Genomic DNA, 21,149 nt, shown 5'->3' with positions numbered 1-21,149 from the left:
ATTGCCATCAGGCGATTTAACCACTGTTTTTGGCGAATGAATAAGATAGCAGCTTCAAGCGCTCATTTAATCTCTATTTTTGTGCTGATTGAAGTAATTATTGAGGAAGGACAACCGGGAAACTTTTCTAACCAACAAGGGGCGCAGGATACTTTTTATCCTCTTCGCCTTTATCATGCTTTACCTGATTTCCTACCTGATAGATCCTTACGCAAATTACTGGAAGGAGTTCTTCTTCCGCCCTGTCAAAGTCATTCTCATAGAACTTCTCTTTTCTTTATTTTTCTGCATCCTCATTTCTGAGGCAAGCATATTCATCAACACCAAATTCAATGGCTTAATTTCCTGGATGGAACGGCCAGTGCTGCGCCTGGCGCTTCAGACGCTTTCTACACTCGTCTGTACAGCCCTCATCATTTCCATGGAATTTACACTTGGCTACTTCTTTGACGACAAAAATATAGACATCGGCCAAGAGGAAATCAGAGGTATTGGCCAGTGGCTGATTGTGAGTACCATCATCGCCATAATGATCAGCGGCATCAATACGGCCAATTACCTCATCAACAACTGGAAGAATACCTCTCTCCAGGCAGCAGAATTTAAACAGGCTGCTGCAGAAGCTGAACTACAAGCACTTAAACTTCAGGTCGACCCGCATTTTGTGTTCAATAACCTCAGTGTACTCTCGGAACTGATCCTGGAAAACCAGCAACTGGGATACGCGTATGCGGAGAACTTTTCCAAGGTATACCGCTATTTGTTGTTGAATGCCAAAAAAGACCTCATCAGCCTTGAAGATGAACTCAAGTTTGTGCAAGCTTATATTTTCCTCATTGAAAAGCGGGTCGGCACCGGCGTAGTCTTTGACATTGATATAGCTCCTGAACACCTCCATTTACAGCTGCCGCCGCTGACCATGCAGATCCTGATCGAAAATGCGCTTAAGCACAACAAAACGCTCAAGAGCGTGCCACTAAATATCGACATTAAAGTTGACGCAAACAACCGTTTGGAGGTCTCCAATAACCTGATCCCTCTGGAAAGAAAGCCCCTGGCCTCGGGTGTTGGGCTCATTAATATCATCAACAGGTACCGTTTACTGAGTAACGAGGAACCAAACATCCAGGAAGACCAGTCGACCTATAAGGTAAGTATTCCACTACTGAAGCTTGGAAATTATTAAAGACAATCACATGCAAACGAAGAAAAACATATTGATCGTTGAAGATGAAAAACCGAATGCCGACAGGCTCAGGCGTTTCATCACTGAATTGCGCCCATCTTATCACATTGCAGAAGTACAGGAAAGTGTTGCAGATGCAGTTAGCTGGCTACAGAGCCAGCCCCAACCTGATCTGATGTTGCTGGACATCCGGCTGTCCGATGGGCTCAGCTTCGAGATTTTTGAACGTGTCAAAGTATCTTGTCCTGTCATATTCACTACTGCCTACGACGAATACGCGGTTAGGGCATTCAAATTCAACAGTGTAGATTACCTGCTCAAACCTATCGATCAGGAGGAACTGAAAAATGCTTTATTGAGATTGGAAAGCTACCAGGATGGTGTACAACCTTCCGTAGAAGAACTGCTGTCATTTCTGAAACGTGAAAAAACCGACTACCGCAGCAGATTTTTATTGCCCTACAGAGATGGCTACAAAACACTATTGGTTGCTGATGTTGAGTATTTCTTTCTCGAACAAAAGATCATGTACGCCAAACTAAATCAGGATGGCGAGGAAGTGCTCCCTCAAAGCATGGAAGAGCTGGAACAGCAGCTGGACCCCAAATTGTTTTTCAGGGCCAACCGCCAAATGATCATTCACATAGATTCCATTGGCCAGATCGTAAATACTTTCAACGGCCGGCTCAAGCTGACACTCAAAAAAAGCAGGCACATCGAAATTTTCATTAGCCGCGACAAAGCTCCCCAGTTCAAAGCCTGGATGGACTCTTAAGCCCCTCCAGGTTTGATCGGTAGTGAAAGTAATGGTACACTGGCACCTGCCGCCATTTCCCTGGTTTTGCTCCGGTGTACCAGACTGTTCCAAAATCCATACCTGTGCGTAAGCATGATCAGTAAGTCTGTATTGCTGGCGAGAAGCTCAGACCTGATGGCTGCAACGATCTTGTTGGAGGCTACCCCTTTGTAAACATAACGTATCCCCGAAAGCTCATGGCGGATCAACTCAAAATTTTCCTCTAGCTCCATTTCCTGCAAAGCCTGAACCTGGTTCTGAACATGAAATACTTCTACCTCTGCCCCTAATAATTTTGCCAGTTCCCGTACCTGCAGCAAGACCTTTGTCTGAACCCCGCGCATGACATCGCAGGCGAAAAGAATCTTTTTGATCTCCCTATAGCTCGCGGTCAATGGAACAGCCAGTACAGGAATGCTCAAACGGTCAATGGCCTTAGTGGTAGTGTTGCCCAATAAATCCTGTTCCAGCGATTTCTGTGGCATGCCCAACACCACCAGTTCTGCCCGGTATTTTGCCTGGCACCTTTCTATTTCCTCATAAAAATCACCGGTAGCCAGATCGGGCACTACTTCTATTTTATATTTGTGAACAAGCTTCTGCGCAGCTTCAGCAACCATTTCATAACACTGGATGATGATGTGGTCGAATGTGCTTCCAGGAAGCCTGGAGTTGAGTGCGTGTATAGATACGTTCTGAAGGGAGAACAGGATGATCCTGACACCCAGTTGCTGAGCAGCCGTAGCTGCGTAGATCGATGCATTTTCTGCTTCGGCCGAAAAATCAGTGGCAACAATGATGGTTTTCATAACTAAGGGTTATTGATAATGCTCCAAATCTAGGCAGCCGCTGTGCTGACCGATAGGGATTTTTTGCTGAATGCCGAAAAGATGCACCTAAACGGTAAACCTGCCTCTGCTCAACCGTAAAGCGCTAAAAAGAGCGCTTTACCTTTAAAAGATATGGCCTCGGGGATTCGGAATCACCCTGCTTCGATTCAAGTTCAATTATCTACGATTCAGCAAAGTATTTCAGATTCCGGGCGCAGGACTCCTTTACTTTGCTCCTTAAATTATAATCAAGAAAAAAATGATTCAGCAAATTATTCAGCGTAGAAGAACTTTAAACGGACTCTTATGTCTTACTGCTGCTATGATAATCAGTGCCTGTGGAGGAGGCCAATCACATGATGAGGCAGCTGCTGTCCCAGCGCCCCAGGTAGACTTTTTCGAAGCAGGTACAGCCACAGCTGGCATCCAGAAAAAATTCCCTGGAAATGTAGAGGGAAGCGTTAGCGTAGATGTGAAGGCCCAGGTCAGTGGCTACCTCGATGCCATTTACGTCAAAGAGGGCGATTACGTAACCAAAGGACAAAGCCTGTTCCAGATCAAATCGGCAGTGTTCAATGAGCAGGTCAACAATGCACAGGCCGTGCTGAAGTCGGCCATAGCCAATCAGGCCACAGCGAAAATAGAAGTCGAAAAGATCAGGCCGCTTGTAGATGGAAAGGTGGTTTCCGAGATCCAGCTAAAATCTGCCCAGGCGGCCTATGAGGCCACATCTGCCGCAGTAGCGCAAGCAAAAGCAGGTGTAGGTTCGGCGCGCCTCAATGCAGATTTCGCCTTGATCAAGGCGCCTGTAAGTGGTTACATCAGCCGGATTCCAAAACGGATCGGCAACCTGGTGACTCCTTCAGACGAACAGCCACTCACCACACTGGCCGACATCAATACTTTGTTTGTGTACTTTTCCATGAGTGAGGCGGAGTACATCGGTTTCCGTAAGGATGTAGCGGCCGATCCCGGTATAGTCAATAATGTAGAACTGGTCATTGCCGATGGAAGTACTTACACCCAAAAGGGAAAACTTGAAACTGCCAGTGGAAACATAGATCCAACTACAGGAAGCATTACCCTGAAAGCGATATTTCAAAATCCCGACAAACTGCTAAGGTCGGGTGGATCGGCCAGAGTGGTCATCAATCAAACAGTAGCATCCGCATTGAGCATCCCGATGGCCAGTGTAAAAGATATCCAGGACAGGTTTTTTGTGTTCACATTGGGTGACAGTAACAAAGTTTCCATGACCCCGCTGCAGATCGCCGGAAGATCGGGCCAGAATTATTTGGTAAAAAGTGGCATTAAAGCCGGAGACAAGATCGCATTAAACAATATAGATGTCCTTGTAGATGGCATGCAGGTGAATGCTCAGATCGTTAAATCAAAATAGAAATGTTAAAAAAGATAATAGACAAGCCAGTAATGGCTACGGTAATCTCTGTAGTCTTGCTGATACTAGGTATCCTGGGTCTTACTAAACTTCCAGTAACCCGCTTCCCGGACATTTCGCCACCTACTGTGATGGTGAGCGGAAGCTATCCGGGTGGGAACAGTGAAGCCGTGATCCGTTCTGTAGTGACCCCCTTGGAAGAGCAGATCAACGGAGTTGAAAACATGCAGTACATCAGGTCATCGGCCAGTAACGATGGTTCCTTTTCCATTACAGTAGTGTTTAAGCAGGGTGTAGACCCTGATCAGGCTGCTGTAAATGTGCAAAACAGGGTGCAGCAGGCCACACCAATTCTGCCCCAGGAAGTAATCCGAATGGGACTGACCACTTCCAAACAGCAGAACAGTATGGTGATGATCTTCAACCTTTACACCGAAGACAACAGCAAATATGATGAGGTGTTCTTACAGAACTACGCCAACATCAACCTGATCCCACAGGTAAAGCGCGTTCCGGGAGTCGGACAGGCACAATTATTCGGTGCCAAAGATTATTCTATGCGCGTCTGGCTGAACCCCAGAAAGATGGCCAGTGCAGGTCTTGTGCCAGCCGATGTGACCAACGCTATTGCCGATCAAAGTTTGGAATCTGCACCGGGGAAACTGGGCGAAGAATCTGATGCCGCTCTGGAATATGTGATCCGGTATAAAGGTAAAAAGAATGAGCCTACCCAATATGAAGACATGGTCATCCGTAACAATGGTGCCAATGTCATCCGGTTAAAAGACGTGGACAGGGTAGAATTTGGCTCTATCTCTTACAGCGGCAACAGTTTATCCAATGGAAGAACAGCGGTAACCATCGCTATTTTGCAGACTTCGGGTTCCAATGCCAATGACATCGAAGTTGGGATCAAGGCAGAGCTGGAGAAATCGGCACGCTCCTTTCCTCCCGGCATTAAGGTGGCCAACCTCATGAGTACCAAAGACCGTTTGGATGAAGCAACATCGCAGGTAAAACATACCCTGATCGAGGCATTCATCCTGGTATTCATCGTCGTGTTTTTGTTCTTGCAGGATTTCAGGTCCACCATCATTCCGGCCATTGCGGTCCCGGTGGCTATTGTAGGTACCTTTTTCTTCCTGTTTGTACTCGGTTTCACCATCAATATCCTGACGCTTTTCGCACTGGTACTGGCCATAGGTATCGTAGTGGATGATGCCATTGTGGTCGTGGAAGCCGTACACAGTAAAATGGAAGGAAGTGACCTGTCTGCAAAGGAAGCCACACATGGCGCCATGGAGGAAATCACGGGTGCAGTTATTTCCATTACCCTGGTCATGTCGGCAGTATTTATCCCGATCGGTTTCATGACCGGCTCATCGGGTATATTTTACAAGCAGTTTGCTTATACATTGGCCATAGCGATCATCATCTCGGCAGTTAACGCCCTGACGCTGACTCCCGCCCTATGTGCATTGTTGCTCAAAAACACCCATGCTGCAGGTCATCACGGCCAGCCCAAGAAAACCAGCTTCAAGCAGCGCTTTTTCATGGGCTTCAACTCGGGCTTCGACAAGCTGACCAGAAGGTACATCAGCGGACTACGTTTTCTTGCCGCAAGAAAAGCAATTGCTGCAGCTCTGGTATTGCTGATTTCAAGCATCGCCATATGGATGATGGTCAGTACACCCAAAAGTTTCGTACCGATGGAAGACGACAACTTTATTCTATATAGTTTAAGTATGCCTCCGGGTACCGGCTTAGACCGTACCACTGCTGTGCTCCACAAAATAGACAAGATATTGAATAACAATCCTGCGGTTGAAAATAACAATAGTATTTCGGGTTACAATATCCTCAGCAGTAGTGCAGGTGCTGGCTATGGAATGGGCTTCGTGAAACTAAAGAACAAAGAAGACCGGGGCGAGATCAAGGACATCGAAGCCGTATTGGCTGATATTACAGGCAAACTCAGTTCTATAAAAGAAGGAACTGTGATGGCCTTAAGGATGCCACCTGTAGAGGGCTATGGCGTAACTGGCGGAGCAGAGATCGTTTTACAGGACCGCAACTCGCGTGAGCCAGCTGTACTGAAAGCAATGGCTGATAAAGTGATCGGACAGATCATGCAACAGCCAGGCGTACAATACGCTTATACCACTTTCCGGGCAGATTATCCACAACTAGAGTTGGAAGTAGACGAAGACAAAGCCAAACAAATGGGCGTAAGCGTGAGCGGAATGCTTGGTACTATACAAACCTATTTCTCTGGCGATCAGTCGCTGAATTTCTCCAGGTTCGGTAAGTTTTACCGTGTCAATGTGAAGGCAGACGGTGTATTCCGTACAGATGAGGAAGCCTTCAATGAGATCTTTGTCCGCAATGACAAAAACCAGATGCTACCGGTCAAATCAATGGTCAGCCTGCACAAGGTATATGGACCTGAATCGGTAAATCGTTACAACCTGTATAATTCCGTTACCATCAACGCGGTGGCCCTACCCGGTTTCAGCAATGGACAAGTCATGGAAAACGTAGAAAAGGTATTGAACGAACTGCCGGCAGACTACAGCTACGAATGGACCGGGCTCAGCCTGGAGGAAAAGGCTTCTGGAAATCAAACGATTTTCATATTTGGCCTTTGCCTGCTCTTTGTGTTCTTCCTTCTTGCAGCACAATACGAGAGTTATCTGTTGCCGCTGGCAGTTCTTTTATCAATCCCTACAGGTATCCTGGGTGCCTTTGCAGGCATCAAGATGGTGGGACTGGACAATAACATTTACGTACAGGTGGGACTCATCATGCTGGTCGGACTTCTGGCTAAAAATGCCATTCTGATCGTTGAGTTTGCAGTACAACGCAGGCGTACCGGGCTTTCCATCCTGGAATCTGCTTTAGAAGCATCCAAGGCCAGGCTTCGTCCGATCATCATGACCTCGCTTGCCTTCATTGTGGGGATGATCCCGCTCATGATCGCGACCGGTGGTACCGCTGTCGGTAACCGTTCAATCAGTACAGGAGCTGCAGTAGGGATGTTCAGCGGAGTCGTATTGGGCGTCTTTGTGATCCCATTATTGTTTATGTTGTTCCAGTACCTCCAGGAAAAAGTTTCCGGAAAATCACCGGTAGCCTCTGATCAAAACGTTTAATTATGAAAATGAAATTGAAAGCATTGGCAGCCTATATGATGGCTGCCATTACACTCTCTGCCTGTGTAGTTGGCAAAAAATACCACAGGCCGGATGCGGCCCTACCGGATCAATACCGCGAGCAAAGCGTATTGGCCGGCGATACTACGCTGCTGGAATGGAAAACCTTTTTCAAAGATCCATTGCTGGTCAACCTGATTGACTCTGCGCTCCAGCGCAACAATGAAGTCAACACAGCAGTACTGACACTGGAGCAATTGGATCTTTCCCTGAAACAGGCGAAGTTATCCATCTTGCCATCGCTTAGTTTATTGTCATCTGCAAACAGGAACTACCTGTCGAAAAACTCCCTGAACGGGTCTCTGGCAGGACAGGTAACGGGTGGCGGAAACTTCCTGGATGATTACAGCGCCAGCCTGTCCCTGTCCTGGGAGGCAGACATATGGGGCAAGGCCGCTATGCGTACAGCCGGGGCACGTGCCGATTATCTTGGGCAGAAAGAAAATCTGCGTGCCCTAAAAACTCGGCTCATCGCTCAGGTTGCACAAGCATATTACAACCTGCTCAGCCTGGATGAACAACTGGAGATTGCTGATAAAAACGTATCCCTGAGCGACAGCACCCTAAGAATGGTCAACTTACAGTTTTCTGCCGGACAGATCAACTCATTGGCCGTAGAGCAGATCAAGGCACAGAAGAATACTGCCGAACTTTTGGTCCCATTAACTCAGCAGAATATCGCCGTTCAGGAAAATGCGCTGAGTATACTCTGTGGAAGATATCCAGCTCAAGTAGAGCGCACTGATCGTTTGGAAATCCCAGCTGCCAATGTATTTTCCGCTGGAGTACCTGCGCAGTTGCTGAGCAGAAGACCAGATGTACGTGTGGCTGAGTATGCGCTGGTATCTGCAAATGCAAAAACAGGACTGGCGAAAGCGGCAATGTACCCTGCACTGAGCATCACTGCCCAGTCCGGAGCAAATTCCTTCAAAGCCAGTTCATGGTTCAACATTCCAGCCTCACTCTTTCATAACCTCGGCGCCAACCTTGCACAGCCTATATTCCAAAGAAAGGAACTGAGCACAGCCTATAAAACTGCACAGTTGGAGCAAGAAAAATCAGTGATCCAGTTCAAACAAACCCTACTTACAGCCGTAGGTGAAGTCTCGAACGCACTGAGCCAGTCAAAGGCTACTGATGAACGACTGGAAATCGTCGCCAGGAAAACCGCAGCGCTGAGTAAGGCAAACGCAGATGCATTATTGCTTTACAAGAGTGGCATGGCTACTTACCTGGAAGTGATCACTGCGCAAAACAATTCATTGCAAAATGACCTGGAATCGGTAACCATCAGGAAAGATAAACTGAATGCTTTAACCGATTTGTACAGGTCACTGGGGGGAGGGATCAATTAAACTGATATCATATGGAGAAGTATATCATTGTCATGTCCCTGGATATTTGGAAACCTCATTATTTAAAGATCGTTGCCAGAACAATCACACTCTTCAAAAGTGTGATTGACTGGTCAATTGATCTGGATGATAAGGAAAAAGTACTCCGCGTAACTGCAGAGAAAGATGTAAGTACCAAACTAAGTGCCTATTTGGGGATGTTTGGTGCAGAATGCAGGGTATTGGAGGTATTTAAAGACCCGGATGATAATCGGGCTCATGGTCGTGGTTACAGTGCTGATCTATTTTTGGTTTAAAAGAATGGGCTGGTTATAATCGTCTCAGGTAGAAAGCAAAAAGAGGCCTTCGGTCAATCAAATCGCGACGAAATAAACCCCCTCAGTCTACTTTTTCCTCCTCTAGCTCAAATTGTATTTTAGTCGTAAATTTTCTTTTTTGTATATAGTGTAATATTTTCGGAGGAGTACCGGGGCCAAAGACGATTTCCAAGACTTCAAAAGTCATTTTTTTCGATCGCTACACGTCATAGCTCTGGACATAAGGTAACTATATAGAATGATAGCTAATGAATCCAAGATGACTCCAAGATGAGTCCAGGTTGAGTCCAACTTTTCCGTTAAAAAGCTGGACTCAACCTGAATTCATATCAAATTAAAATCGGAAATATATAATACTAATCTTATACATTTACTTCCCCAATGAAGCTGGCGTTTTTGCCAATTGAATCATGGTACTCATTTCTTCCACAAAGGCATCGTCGCCGGCAGCACTATTACCCATAGAATTAAAGCGGATATTACCTTGGCCATCGATCACAAATTTTGCAGGTATGCCTTTCAGTTTATAACCTACAGCGGCGCTGTTGGATTTTGTGACAGGATCTTTTAGGTCAATGAGTACATTGAAGGTGTATTTATTATTTTTCACATAGTCACCGGCACTTTTTACCGGATTGGCATCTGTTTCCCAGGTATGAATGAACAGGAAAACTACAGAAGGGTCGTTTTTAAACTTGTTGACCGCAGCTTGCATGTGTGGGAAAGAAGCTTTACAGGGGCCACACCAGGTGGCCCAAAAATCAAGGATTACCGTTTTCCCTTTATAATCTGCTAGGGAAACCAACTTTCCATTGAGGTCTTTCACCGTAAAATTGAAGGCTGGCTCACTGATCATTTTTTTGAGCAGGCCTGCTTTAATGCTTTCTTTCAAGCTGCTTTGTAAACTGGCCTCAAACACAGCAAAGTCTTTATCACTACCCTTCACAGCTTTGTAAGCATCTTTTAGTTTAGCCTTTACCAATTCAGATGCTCGACCTTCCCTTACGCTTTCTTCCATCATAGGAAAAGCTTCCTGGTATTCGCCTGTGCCCACCAGCAGATTCATATAGGTATCAGCGAATGCCTTGTCCTTCTGATCGCCTTTGGCTTGCACGATCCTGGCGTATTTTAATCCTTCCGCATATTTCTGATTGGCATTCAAGGCCGATGCATACTGTTTTAAATAAGTGAAATAGGCGGCCGAACTTTCGTCCTTGCGCTTGGCCAGGTCATTCAAAGATTGCCTAATCAGTTGCTCTGCCAGCACATATTCTTTCCTGCCATAAGCTTCTCTGGATGCATAAGAAAAAGCCTGGGTTTTATAAACGGTGTCCTGGATCAGGCTCAGGTACTCCATTACTTTTTTAGGGTTGTTGCGGAAACTAACTGCGGTATAATACCGACTAAAATCGAAAAACTTATGACCGGCTAGTTTTGGATTTTTAGAAAAACGGGCCATCAGGTCATTGTAGTTTTTCTCATTTACAGCACCATCTGTTTCTGTATAGATTTTATTGAGTGCCTGATCAAAGGCACCAAGTCCGTTTGGATATTTGCTGGCCGAAAGCTTTTCTATTTCCTCACGTTTTGGGCCGTTTTGCTTGGCATTGTAATAACCGATCAGCAAAGTCAGGTCTTCTTCCTGGTTGGTTTTGAGTAGCGAATCCAATTGGCGGTTTAACGCCGTACTGTCTTTCTGACCCATCAGGGCAGTCATCTTGGGATTGGCCGGACCACGCTGTGCGTACAAGGCTGCTGCCGGACACAATAGTGCAGCGGCCAATAATAATGTTTTTGTGTTCATAATCGGTTTTATTTCTTAGGTGCTTCTTCTGCCTTCTTGAGAAACTCTTTTGATTTTGCTTCATCGCCAGCAGCCAGGTACAGTTCTGCCATACTTTTGTAGGTTGCGGCAAAGTCCATGCTCCAGGGGTATGCGTCGAGTTGCGCTTGATAGCATTCGGCCGCAAAAAGGTACAATTCCGGAATCAAACCTTTCTTTCCATGGACAGCATCTGTCACGGTCGAATATCCAGGATAATCATTGGCTGCAAACCATGCTCTCCCGAATTCGATGGCTTTTTTCTGATTTGTTTTGGACAATGCATAAAAAGTGAAATGCCCCATTTTCGGGAAGTATTTCAGTCCAGGTTCAACTGTTAGTATACTATCTATCTTTTTCAGTGCCGCTTCTGGTCGCCCGGGATTCCCCATGTAGGGATTCATTGTCGTGACTACAAAATTGCCATCTATTGGAGTCAATCGCTGCGCTTCTTTTCTTTTTTGAATAGCAAGTTCCATATTCCAGCTACCGTTTATGACCTTTGGCAAAACTTGATCTAATCCTTTCGGGGGACCACACCAAACTATGCGACCTGTTTTGTCTATTACGAATGAAAACGGAATTCCTCGTTCGCCATAGGCTTTCATCCAATGATCTGCCATCAGCTTTCCGGATTCCGCAGCCACATTGTAATCCATCTTGGTACCTTGGCTGGCCACAAATTTCTCTATGTCGGGCATCGTAGTAGCGGCCCTTTCCATGATACTTACACCGATAACGCTTACGTCTTTTTTATACTTACGTGCAAGTTCAGATAGGTGCGGCATACCAGCTATACAAGGTTGACACCATGTAGCCCAAAATTCGACTACGTAAACACGACCTTTTTTGAACTCGGCAATACTGTCGCCCTTGAGCCATTTGGCGATATGGAGAGCCGGTGCCGGCTCTCCTAGATTTTTAAATTGTACCGCTGAACTTACCTCTTGGGCGGTACCCGTAAGTGCAGCGTAGCATAAAACTACCGTGCACAATAAAGATTTGATGAAATAATATCTTTTCATAGTTAATTGGTTTCAGACTATGCTGGCTTTAAGCACATTTCTTTAATTTTCCCAAATCCGGTATACACCTTAAGCGGCGTGGCTGTAAGGGCCCCGCTTGTGGGATTGGCATTCAACAGGTATACTTTTCCGATCTTCGTTGCTGCATTCCAGGTAGCCACGTACAGTAGACGATTGCTTTTACTTTCGGACCCGGTATATCCACTACCTGCTTGCTTAAGCAACTTCACACAAGTGATGAGCTCACCCGCAGGTGCAGTAAATCCGGCCGTTGAAATGCTGGCTGTATTTGTGGCTGTATTGAAGGTAAAATTGTACAGTACCTGATCCGTAGCGTAAAATGCTACCGAACCCAATGTACCAAGTTCGAAATATTTGGCGTCAAAAATTCCAGGCATACTACTGATATCGATCATACAGAGATCTGGCTGATCCGGGAGGGTGAAGTTCATCCCATAGAACCAGCGTTTGCTTTTATCGATGTCCTGGAAAAAGGCATACTTATAGGTATCCGGATTAGAGGAAACACCATTCTGACCAAAACCAATCCCTACGTAGACCAGGTCTTTGCCGATATTACTCAAGTCAAACCGGGAGGTAGAACCGGACTTGGGACTTGGATAGGTAGCAGCCTGGCTCACTTGTTGGTCCATGTAGATGAAACGCCTGTTTAGCATGTCGTAAAACCCACCGTTTTTGCCATATAGGGCATAACCGTAAGGGGCGGCCTTATAGCCTTTGGTATCCACAGAGATCTTTCCGACATATAAACCGCTGTATTGCCAATACACCTCACCATTGTTGATCAGGTGGTTACCGAAAAACGGCACCTCCATCACTGCTTCCGGCTTTGGCGATGGCGCTCCTGCGACAAACAACTGGTTGAAATCCTGGAGTTTTTTATAATCCGGCCTGTTCAGCCGAACACCAGCTTGTGTAGTAAACAACATGTCTGCTGTCGGACTGGAAACATTACTGACCATACCTATAGGAGCTCCCGCAAGTGGCCCTCCATTCACAGCACTGTAGATGTCGCGCATCACCTCGTCCGTGCTGATCGTCTTAATGAGTTCCGTAGAACGAATGAGTGAAACATCAGTGCTTCCCCCAGCTACAGTCTCGTAAGCAACAAGCCAACCATAGGGACGTGGCGAATTGACAATAATTGAATAGCGCATCAAAGCCTTAATTCCAGTGGTTTTCTCAGTCACCTGCAGTTCTGCAGTATAGGTGCCCGGGTTATTGGAAATCACCGAGCGGAATTCTTTTACCTTGCTGACGGTGTCTGGAGTAGTTCCATATACGCGCCACAGGTAAGACAAATTGGACGCTTCACCATCATAAACCACCTTAGGGCTGATCACTACTGTACCCACACTTTGCTGGGTCTCGAAGGTCTTTTGTACCCCCACGGTATCCACATAGAAGCCGGGAAGCTCCTTTACTGATGTATTGCTATGGTCTTTTTTACAGGCAGCAAATACTACTGTTAAAAGAAGCATGCAAATCAAATACTTTAATAATTTCATCTTTATATATTTTAATGATTTATTGTCTGAACATCATTTAATCACAACTGCTGCAAATGCCTATCGTAATGCCTCCCTCGCTTTTCAAGGGATTTCCAGGATGCGCCGCATTATAAGTAGTAAGGTCTTCCAATGCCCGGCTGGCGATGTAAAACAGGGCATTATAATTACCACTCAGTACTGCGAGGTTTTTGTATTCGGTAGCATCTACAATCAGGCGATGTTTTACTTTGCTGTACTTCCCAAAATAGAAACCCACAGAATTTGCTCCATCCCAATTGGTCGGCTTGGTCAGTTCATCTGTCCAGACCATACTGAATGTACTCTTCGGTGCGGGTTCAAAATTGGTATTCCCAGCTACTTTCAGCGCAAGCTTGATACTGGCATTCTGGATTCTTGCACTGCGTTTCAAGGTGACCGGAATCCTGGCTGTTGCAGATCCTGCTTTTACAATAAAGCTGGCGGGAAGCACGTACTCTGCCGGTAAAGCGGTAGTTTTAGCGGCATCTATTTCCAGCTTAAACTCCCTATCGGTAGTCGCTACAGCACCCATTACGGTGCCAATCACTGAAACGTTTGCTTCTGAGGTACCTGCCGGATAAACGGCGAAGCTGAATAGAATGGAATCTGCCGTCGCATATTCCAGCGGATCTCCGGCAATGCCGATCCTGTTGACATCCTTATAGGCTTTATCCTGTTCATTTTTCTTACAACCCATAGACAATGCAATGAGCATAAGCAATGCTGATAATGTATTAAAGTTTTTCATCCGTTTATAATTTGCTTTAAGGGTGATGAAATGTTCATGTTAATAACCAAATTCTGTTTCCAATTGCGGTAAAGGCAATACATACCGGGCCGGTGGATAACTTCCTGAAACACCTGGTACAGCAGTACTGTTCATGCGTTTGTGGTAGAAGAAAAATTGTCCTTCTGAGGGCATTTCTTTCCAATATTCTTTCCTGATCTCCTCCTGGATCTGTACTGCTGTAGAAGACGCATTGATTGTAGCGGTAACGCCACGCGCCGCCCTCACTGTGGTCAGATAGGCTATGGCTTTTGCGGGATCGGTATCTTTCAGACACTCTGCTGCGATGTAGTACATCTCCGGAATCTTGATCAGCGGCATCCGTTTAGAAAAGGCTTCAGTAATGCCCGCAGCCTGATACAGTTTGCCAAAAAAGATTTTGGGAGTAGCTAATCCTGTCAGGTTCCGGATCAGGTATACATTCCTGTAATCGGTAGTACCTACCGAGGCTGTTTCAAATTGTTCGGCTAATCTTGCCGCGGTAATGATCAATGTAGTGGTAAAGCGGGTACTGTCTAGCAGGCTTACGTAGTTTTGAGCCAGTTTATTGACATACAAACCAAAGATATGTTCTGTGGTAAACACCCTGTTTCTTGCTGCTTCATTGCTGGAAGCGACGGCAGACTGCAGCACAAAAGGAAATTTAACCGGCGCGGCTGCAATTACCTCTTCCGCCGCTGCCAGGGCAGCAGGCTTGTCATCTTTCCATAGCGCTACGCGGGCTTTTACCGCTTTGACTGCGTAGTAATTGAATTTTAAGTCCCTCTCCAGATTTACTGCAGCGTTGGTAAATAATGGGTCGGCCTTCAACAGCAGTTCTGCAGCATCCAAATCGGCAGAGATTTTTTCCAATGTATTTGCTACAGTTAAGCGGGGCGTAAGCACCGGCCTGTATTGTGTGACATAGGGAACACCCGGCTTATCGAGTCCGGCATTTTTAATGGAAGGTGTGTAGAGACGGAGCAAATCGAAATGCAGGAAAGCCCTTAGTCCCAATGCCTCTCCTTTAATCAGCTCGTACTGATTTCCGATGAACATAGACCGGTCGGCAGTTTCTAATTGCTCCAGAATGTTGTTCAGGTTGGAAATGGCATTATAACTGTTGGACCAGATGCCTTCTATGATCGGACGCGGCCCATCATTCTGATAAGAACCGGCAAAAGCATCTCTGTAAGCTACAGAACCATTTGAGGTGGAAAGGTTATACATGCCACCCAATACATCTGCAAGCCCGAAGGTCAGTTCCCTTCCGTACAAGGGGGTAGTTCCTATTTTGATGTAAACTCCGTTTAGTGCTTCCGTGAAGCCCTGCACGTTGGCAAAAAAACGTTCATTTTCAATTTGTGTCTTTGGTTCCACCTCAATCCATTTCTTGCAGGATAAGGTCAGCAGCATCAAAAAGCAAGTTGCATATAATAGTTTAGATCCTTTCATTTTCCTGATTTTAAAAGTTTGCATTTAATGTGAACTGAAATAAGCGTGCAAAAGGGTAACTGGTTCCACGTTCGACCTTTACCGTGGAGAATACAAATGCTTCATTGGTTTGAAAGCCTGCCCTCAGCCTGCTAAAGCCCAGTTTCTTGATGGAAGCAAAACGGTCGAGTTCGTATTGGACCTGCATGGAAGCAAAAGTCAATTGGTTGTTGTCCTCTACAAATCTGGAGGTGAGGCGGGTATTCGTCCGGTCGGCAATGTCTTTAAAGAAACTGATGTCGCCGGGCTTCTGCCACCTGTCTGTCAATACCCTTAGGTCGACATTCTGGTAGATATCGGCATTTTCCACACGGTTTACCAGTGTGGTATTGTAGATCTGCGCCCCAAATGTGTAACGGAATGTGGCATTGACCAGGAAACCTGCATATTGGAGATTGAAACCGAAATTACTGTTGATGTCTGGCAGGCTATTACCTACTACCACCTGATCTTCGGCCTTCCAATCATAGGTCACACTTCCATCCAGTTTCCGATATACTTCTTTTCCGGTTGCCGGATCTATTCCCAGGGAAGGAACTGCGTAAATGGCATCCATGGATTGTCCTTCTATAAAACGTACCCTTGGCGTGTTGGAACCAGCTGTAGCCGGATTGCTACTGATTACATCCTGTCTGTTGTTGTAACTGCGCAAGGCATTGGAGATTTCCTTTAATGTATTTTTATTGTGGGACACGGAGGCAAACAGGCTCAGTGAACTGCGGGTAGCCGATTCCTGGAATACGCTGTAGCGCAATCTTAGGTCAAAACCGCGGTTCTCTACCTTTCCGAGATTGGCTTTATAGGTGGCAAAACCAGCAGAAGGGGGAAGTGTGATGTCTGTCAGCAAACCATCGGTATAGGAGATATAATAATCCATATTCAGGTTAAATTTCCGGAATATTCCAAGGTCCAATCCAAAGTTATGGTCCTGCTTCCGCTGCCACTTCAAATCCGGATTAGCGAGTCCAATCAGGTAAGCACCATTTTGGTTGGCATAAGTATCGTCCAGGTAATAGCGCAGTGTACCGAGACTCATGTAAGAATTGAAACCCTGGGAACCCGTGAAACCGGTAGTCGCGCGCAAACGTAACTGATCAAGAAAGCTCAGCGCTTTGGCAAAGTTTTCATTGTGCAGGTTCCATCCCAGCCCCAGAGACCAGAACTTACCCCAACGGTTATTTTTCCCAAATTGAGAGGACTGCGTAGCTCTGTAAGAAGCATCGAGTAAATATTTTTCATCGTAAGCATAGTTTCCAGCAGCCAAAACACTCATATCCCGTACGGTACTTTCGGTTCCTGCAGGGCGTGTGTTTAGCATATACTGAAGTCCTAATGAAGGCAGGTCCAAACGGTCGTTTGGAAATCCCTCTACAATGTAAGAATTGCCCGTAGAACGGATGCTCGACATGTCGTAGGCCGCGTTCAGTGTAAGGGCATGTTTGTTGATCAGCTTGGAATAGCTCAGGGTAAGGTTTCCGATCACGTTGTTCAGGTCTCCATTTCCCTTGGTATACCTTCCTTTTCTGAAGACACCTGCTCCCGAAGTGAATTCTGTGGTTGTAAATGTAGTGTGGTCTGCAGGCAGGAACACGTCTACTTCATTGACCTGTTTGGTGAAACTAAAGCGTCCCACGGCCCTTAATGAAGGGATGATGAGCCAATCTACGCTGGTATTGTTGGTGATATCGGTATAGTTAGTCCTGTCGAAGGTAGATAAGGTCGCATTGTATGCTGGATTGTAAACTGGGCTTGAAGTCAGGTTTGGTGAACCTGCTGGTGGTTTCACTACTGTATTGGCAATCTTCTGAATATTTCCATTGGCATCTGTATAGTTCAGATAAGGGTTCATGGAAACATACTCCGAGAAACTTCCCCATGGGGAATTGTTGGATTTGGTAGATTGTAAGGTCAATACATTATTCACGTTGAATGCTTTCCTGCGGTAACGGAGGTCTATCGCACCGGACAGGATGTTCCGGTCAGATCCTTTCATGGTTCCTTTAATGCCGTTATACATTGCATTTACCCCGTAAACCAATTGTTGATCTCCACCTTCTACCCTTACCGAATGCCTTTGATTCAAACCATTTTGAATGGGTTTCGACATCCAGTCGGTGTTGACTCCACTTTCTATTGCCCTCAGGTAATTGTTGTATTCCGTTGCCAGGGTATATTGATTGGCCGGAGAGGTACTTCTGTATACACCAGCTGCAACCTCTGCCTCGAGTTTCTGACGTGCATTGGTCAATTTATAGCTGCTTAGATCGGCCACTTCCCAACCGATCTGCGTATTATAACTAACCATTAGCTGCCCCGATTGCGGACGGAGGGTTTCAATCACGACTACTCCGTTTGCCGCTTTGGATCCATAGATCGCTTTTGCAGCAGCATCCTTCAACAAGGTTACACTGCTCACACGGTACATATCCAGATCGATCACTTTCTGAAGCGTGGTCTCGAAGCCATCGAGTATAAACAAAGGAAGATTCGGATTGGCTGTATATTCTCCGTTCAGATCCGGTAAGCCAGACTGTCCCCTCAACTGGATATCTGGCAGTGCATTTGGATTAGACCCCATCGTTATGTTTTCTACGATGGCAAAAGCCGGATCTAAGTTGCGTAAGCTCTGTACCAGATTCTGGCTGCCTGCTTTTAACAGTTGGTCCTGATTGAAATTCGTCTGTGCCCCGGTTGCAGTTGCAGCTTTACGGGTAAACAAACCATTGACCACCACATCCTTCATCTCATTTACTGCTTCTTCTAACGTAACTACCAAGGGAGTTCTGGCAGATGAGATCACCACTTCCTTGGGCTGATATCCTACATAGCTGAATAATATTACAGCGCCCTTTTCTCCATTGATACTAAATGAGCCATTGGCAGTAGTTTGAACAGCACCTTTTCTATTCTTATTGGACACATTGACTCCGGAAATCCCTTGTTTGGTCAGTGCATCTATTACTCTTCCATTAATTACGGAATCCGCGAGTATCAGTTTTGTGGAGTTAAGTGCTTTCTGTTTGATGACCACAAGTTTATTATCGATGGTATAAGTGAGGGACAAATTGTGCAAACTCTGATTGAGCGCCTGCTCTACTGTGCCATTTACCACATCAAGCCGGGCAATGGTGATGCCGTTGATCAGGTTTTCATTATATACGAAATCATAGCCACTTTGTAACCTGATTTTCTTTAGGATACTCGAGAGCGCTGCATTCTTTTCTTTTAAGTTGATATTTTGCGCGTAGCTGACATTCGCTTTGACCTGCAAAATGGTCGCAAGAATAATAACAACGATTACCTTCATAGTCAAAAGGATTTTTTTGGCATAGCACGGACACGTACCAAAATAGTTGGTAAAAATTTTATACATTTAGTTGGTTGGTTTAAAACGTACCTCTGGTCAAGAGTATATACGTTGATTGATAATGTCTGTTATGGTTCTTTATCTGATGCCAATCACTCACCGGGTTCCGATTACCGTCGGAACCTGGCTTTTAAAAGGATCATCCATTTTAAGTAGTTATTTAATCACCCTGATCCTCCTTCCCTCGACTTTAAATTTAACACCATCTATTTCCTGAAGTCTATTTAAAACCTCAGTGATACTTCTCCGTCTGGAGACCTGTCCGGAAAGACGCAGTCCAACAGGTTTATAATCGTAAATGATCTCCACATCATACCAGCGCGCAATCATATTCATCGTGCTTTCAAAGCTGTCCGGATTAAAGATGAATTCTCCGTTCTTCCAGGCCATCGCTGCCTCTATGTCTGCATTCAAAACCTGAATCTTCTCATTTTTAAGCAGGGCTTGCTGTCCGGGATTTAAGAATACATTTTGATTGATTTTAACAGCACCTTCCAGCAGTGTGGTCCGCAGCGCATCTTCTTCTAAATAGGCATTGATATTGAAATGCGTCCCCAACACCTCGATTTCCTGTCCCGGACTTTTCACAATAAACGGATGGGCACTGTCTTTGGCAATCTCGAAATAGGCCTCGCCGCTTTTCAACTCAACGGTTCTGTTCGAACTGCCGGAAAAAGTGGAAGGAAACTTCAGAGTAGTGGCTGCATTCAGCCATACGTGCGAACCATCAGGCAACACAAACTCATAGGTCCCACCGCGTGGAGTACTTGCCGTGATCAGTTGCGCAACCGAAGCAATGGCTTGTCCTCCCCCTTGCAATAACGAACCATCTTCGTAGGTTACTTTAGTACCGTCGATTATTACTCCACTCTTCGCATCACTCAGTCCGATCACCTTACCGCTGGCAAGGGTTAAAGTAGCTTTGTTTCCACCGGGGACGATCTTGTATTCCTTAGATTTTGTCAGCACGGCGGGTGTCTCTTCTAAATGGTTAAAATAAAACAGCCCCACACCAAAAATAACCGTAGCCACCGCTGCTGCAACGGCCAACTTCCATTTCCTCAGCAATAGTGTGGTCCTGGCTTTCTGATCAAAACGGGCATCGATTAAAATACGATTGTATATGACATCCAGTTCCTCCTCCGTGTGCATGTCTTCTGGCTGTATTTCTTCAAAAACCTGATCCATTGCAAGGCCCAGCACATCCTTGTACACGGGATCTTTAAGCAGCAACATCAGTTCAGCGTAGTCTGCTCTTGAAATGTTTCGCTGTGCATAAGCATCCATCAGAAAATTGAGGCGGTCTTGTGTAATCATGTGGTGTTTCTTTTATCCCTCTTTTATATGCTTTACACGGCAAAAACAAAATAGGACTAGTTGAATTGAAAATTATTTAAAAATAATTGCCGACAACAATATAAAGTAAGCGGTATCCGATTGTCCGAAGTGGGTCCTCAGCGTTTTTAAAGCTGCGACAAGATGATTTTTCACTGTATTTCTGGAGATATTCAATTTTTCTGCAATTTCATCATAACTTAAACCCTCATAACGGCTCATTTTGAAAACAATTTGCTGCTGAAGCGGCAAACTCTGCAGCGACTGTTCCGTAAACTGCTTCAAATCGCTCAGCAAAACAGCTTCTTCAGTCTCATTACTCAACTTTTCCATAGTTACCCATAATCGATCCATTGCTTTTTGCGAAGTAGCCACATCCCTCAGCGCATTTAAAGCCAGACGTCGCGTAATGGTATAGAGATAGGGTAAGACAGAAAGTTCAGCATTTAATTTTAGCCGGTTTAGCCAGAGGTTCAAAAGTGCATCATGGACAATTTCTTCTGCTTGTTCTTTATTTTTTAAAAAACGGAAGCTAAAGGTGTGCAGTCGCTTAAAATGCAGGTCAAACACTTTTCTAAAAGCAGCCTCATCCCCTGCCTTTAAAGCAAGCAAAAGTTCCTTTTCCTGAAATTCTGTATTGGCATTCATTCCCCTAGCTAAAATATAGAAATACTTTTATTAATCTACACAGTGGA

Annotated in this window: 15 protein-coding genes; 6 read left to right on the top strand and 9 right to left on the bottom strand. The window is 45.5% G+C overall.

What is annotated here, in order from left to right:
• The first annotated feature begins 175 nt into the window (after positions 1 to 175).
• Entirely contained in the window at positions 176 to 1,186 is a 1,011-nt protein-coding gene (locus tag WAE59_RS09990; protein ID WP_337855812.1) for a sensor histidine kinase, read from the top strand.
• Positions 1,187 to 1,196: 10 nt separating this feature from the next.
• The gene (locus tag WAE59_RS09985; RefSeq protein WP_337855811.1) at positions 1,197 to 1,961 is read left to right on the top strand and encodes a LytR/AlgR family response regulator transcription factor; all 765 of its coding nucleotides are present in this window, start codon (positions 1,197 to 1,199) and stop codon (positions 1,959 to 1,961) included.
• Here WAE59_RS09985 and WAE59_RS09980 read toward each other — a convergent pair.
• Entirely contained in the window at positions 1,958 to 2,791 is an 834-nt protein-coding gene (locus tag WAE59_RS09980; protein ID WP_337855810.1) for a universal stress protein, read from the bottom strand. The genes WAE59_RS09985 and WAE59_RS09980 overlap by 4 nt on opposite strands.
• Before the next feature lie 280 nt (positions 2,792 to 3,071).
• On the opposite strand from WAE59_RS09980, the gene WAE59_RS09975 reads away from it, so the two are divergent.
• From WAE59_RS09975 to WAE59_RS09960, 4 genes are read left to right on the top strand one after another with little or no spacing between them, the layout of a single operon-like run.
• A complete protein-coding gene (locus WAE59_RS09975; RefSeq protein ID WP_337855809.1) occupies positions 3,072 to 4,211 on the top strand; it encodes an efflux RND transporter periplasmic adaptor subunit in 1,140 nt (379 codons plus the stop codon).
• A 2-nt stretch (positions 4,212 to 4,213) separates the two neighbouring features.
• Positions 4,214 to 7,363, top strand: a complete 3,150-nt coding sequence (locus tag WAE59_RS09970) for an efflux RND transporter permease subunit (RefSeq protein ID WP_337855808.1) — start codon at positions 4,214 to 4,216, stop codon at positions 7,361 to 7,363.
• A 2-nt stretch (positions 7,364 to 7,365) separates the two neighbouring features.
• Positions 7,366 to 8,778: an efflux transporter outer membrane subunit gene (locus tag WAE59_RS09965; RefSeq protein WP_337855807.1), complete on the top strand. Its 1,413-nt coding sequence runs from the start codon at positions 7,366 to 7,368 to the stop codon at positions 8,776 to 8,778.
• An 11-nt stretch (positions 8,779 to 8,789) separates the two neighbouring features.
• Positions 8,790 to 9,074, top strand: a complete 285-nt coding sequence (locus WAE59_RS09960; RefSeq protein WP_337855806.1) for a hypothetical protein — start codon at positions 8,790 to 8,792, stop codon at positions 9,072 to 9,074.
• A 391-nt stretch (positions 9,075 to 9,465) separates the two neighbouring features.
• On the opposite strand, the gene WAE59_RS09955 is transcribed toward WAE59_RS09960, so the two are convergent.
• The 8 genes from WAE59_RS09955 to WAE59_RS09920 form a co-directional block, all read right to left on the bottom strand.
• Positions 9,466 to 10,899 (bottom strand): TlpA family protein disulfide reductase, encoded by a 1,434-nt coding sequence (locus WAE59_RS09955; protein WP_337855805.1) that lies wholly within the window; start codon positions 10,897 to 10,899, stop codon positions 9,466 to 9,468.
• A gap of 8 nt (positions 10,900 to 10,907) precedes the next feature.
• Positions 10,908 to 11,942 (bottom strand): TlpA family protein disulfide reductase, encoded by a 1,035-nt coding sequence (locus tag WAE59_RS09950; RefSeq protein WP_337855804.1) that lies wholly within the window; start codon positions 11,940 to 11,942, stop codon positions 10,908 to 10,910.
• A gap of 17 nt (positions 11,943 to 11,959) precedes the next feature.
• Positions 11,960 to 13,471: a PKD-like family lipoprotein gene (locus tag WAE59_RS09945; protein ID WP_337855803.1), complete on the bottom strand. Its 1,512-nt coding sequence runs from the start codon at positions 13,469 to 13,471 to the stop codon at positions 11,960 to 11,962.
• A gap of 37 nt (positions 13,472 to 13,508) precedes the next feature.
• On the bottom strand, positions 13,509 to 14,240 hold the full coding sequence (locus tag WAE59_RS09940; protein ID WP_337855802.1) for a DUF4843 domain-containing protein: 732 nt from the start codon (positions 14,238 to 14,240) through the stop codon (positions 13,509 to 13,511).
• Between the two features lie 39 nt (positions 14,241 to 14,279).
• Entirely contained in the window at positions 14,280 to 15,713 is a 1,434-nt protein-coding gene (locus WAE59_RS09935; protein WP_337855801.1) for a RagB/SusD family nutrient uptake outer membrane protein, read from the bottom strand.
• Between the two features lie 10 nt (positions 15,714 to 15,723).
• Positions 15,724 to 19,059 carry a SusC/RagA family TonB-linked outer membrane protein gene (locus tag WAE59_RS09930; RefSeq protein ID WP_337855800.1) on the bottom strand — a complete coding sequence of 1,112 codons (3,336 nt, stop codon included), beginning with the start codon at positions 19,057 to 19,059 and terminating at the stop codon, positions 15,724 to 15,726.
• Between the two features lie 216 nt (positions 19,060 to 19,275).
• A complete protein-coding gene (locus WAE59_RS09925; protein ID WP_337855799.1) occupies positions 19,276 to 20,436 on the bottom strand; it encodes a FecR family protein in 1,161 nt (386 codons plus the stop codon).
• A gap of 72 nt (positions 20,437 to 20,508) precedes the next feature.
• On the bottom strand, positions 20,509 to 21,102 hold the full coding sequence (locus WAE59_RS09920) for an RNA polymerase sigma factor (RefSeq protein ID WP_337855798.1): 594 nt from the start codon (positions 21,100 to 21,102) through the stop codon (positions 20,509 to 20,511).
• Positions 21,103 to 21,149: the final 47 nt, after the last annotated feature.

The sequence above is a fragment of the Pedobacter sp. GR22-6 genome (assembly GCF_037402555.1).
Taxonomy (GTDB): domain Bacteria; phylum Bacteroidota; class Bacteroidia; order Sphingobacteriales; family Sphingobacteriaceae; genus Pedobacter.
The sequence above is the reverse complement of the archived record's forward strand: the minus strand, read 5'-3'. Positions and strand labels throughout refer to the sequence as shown.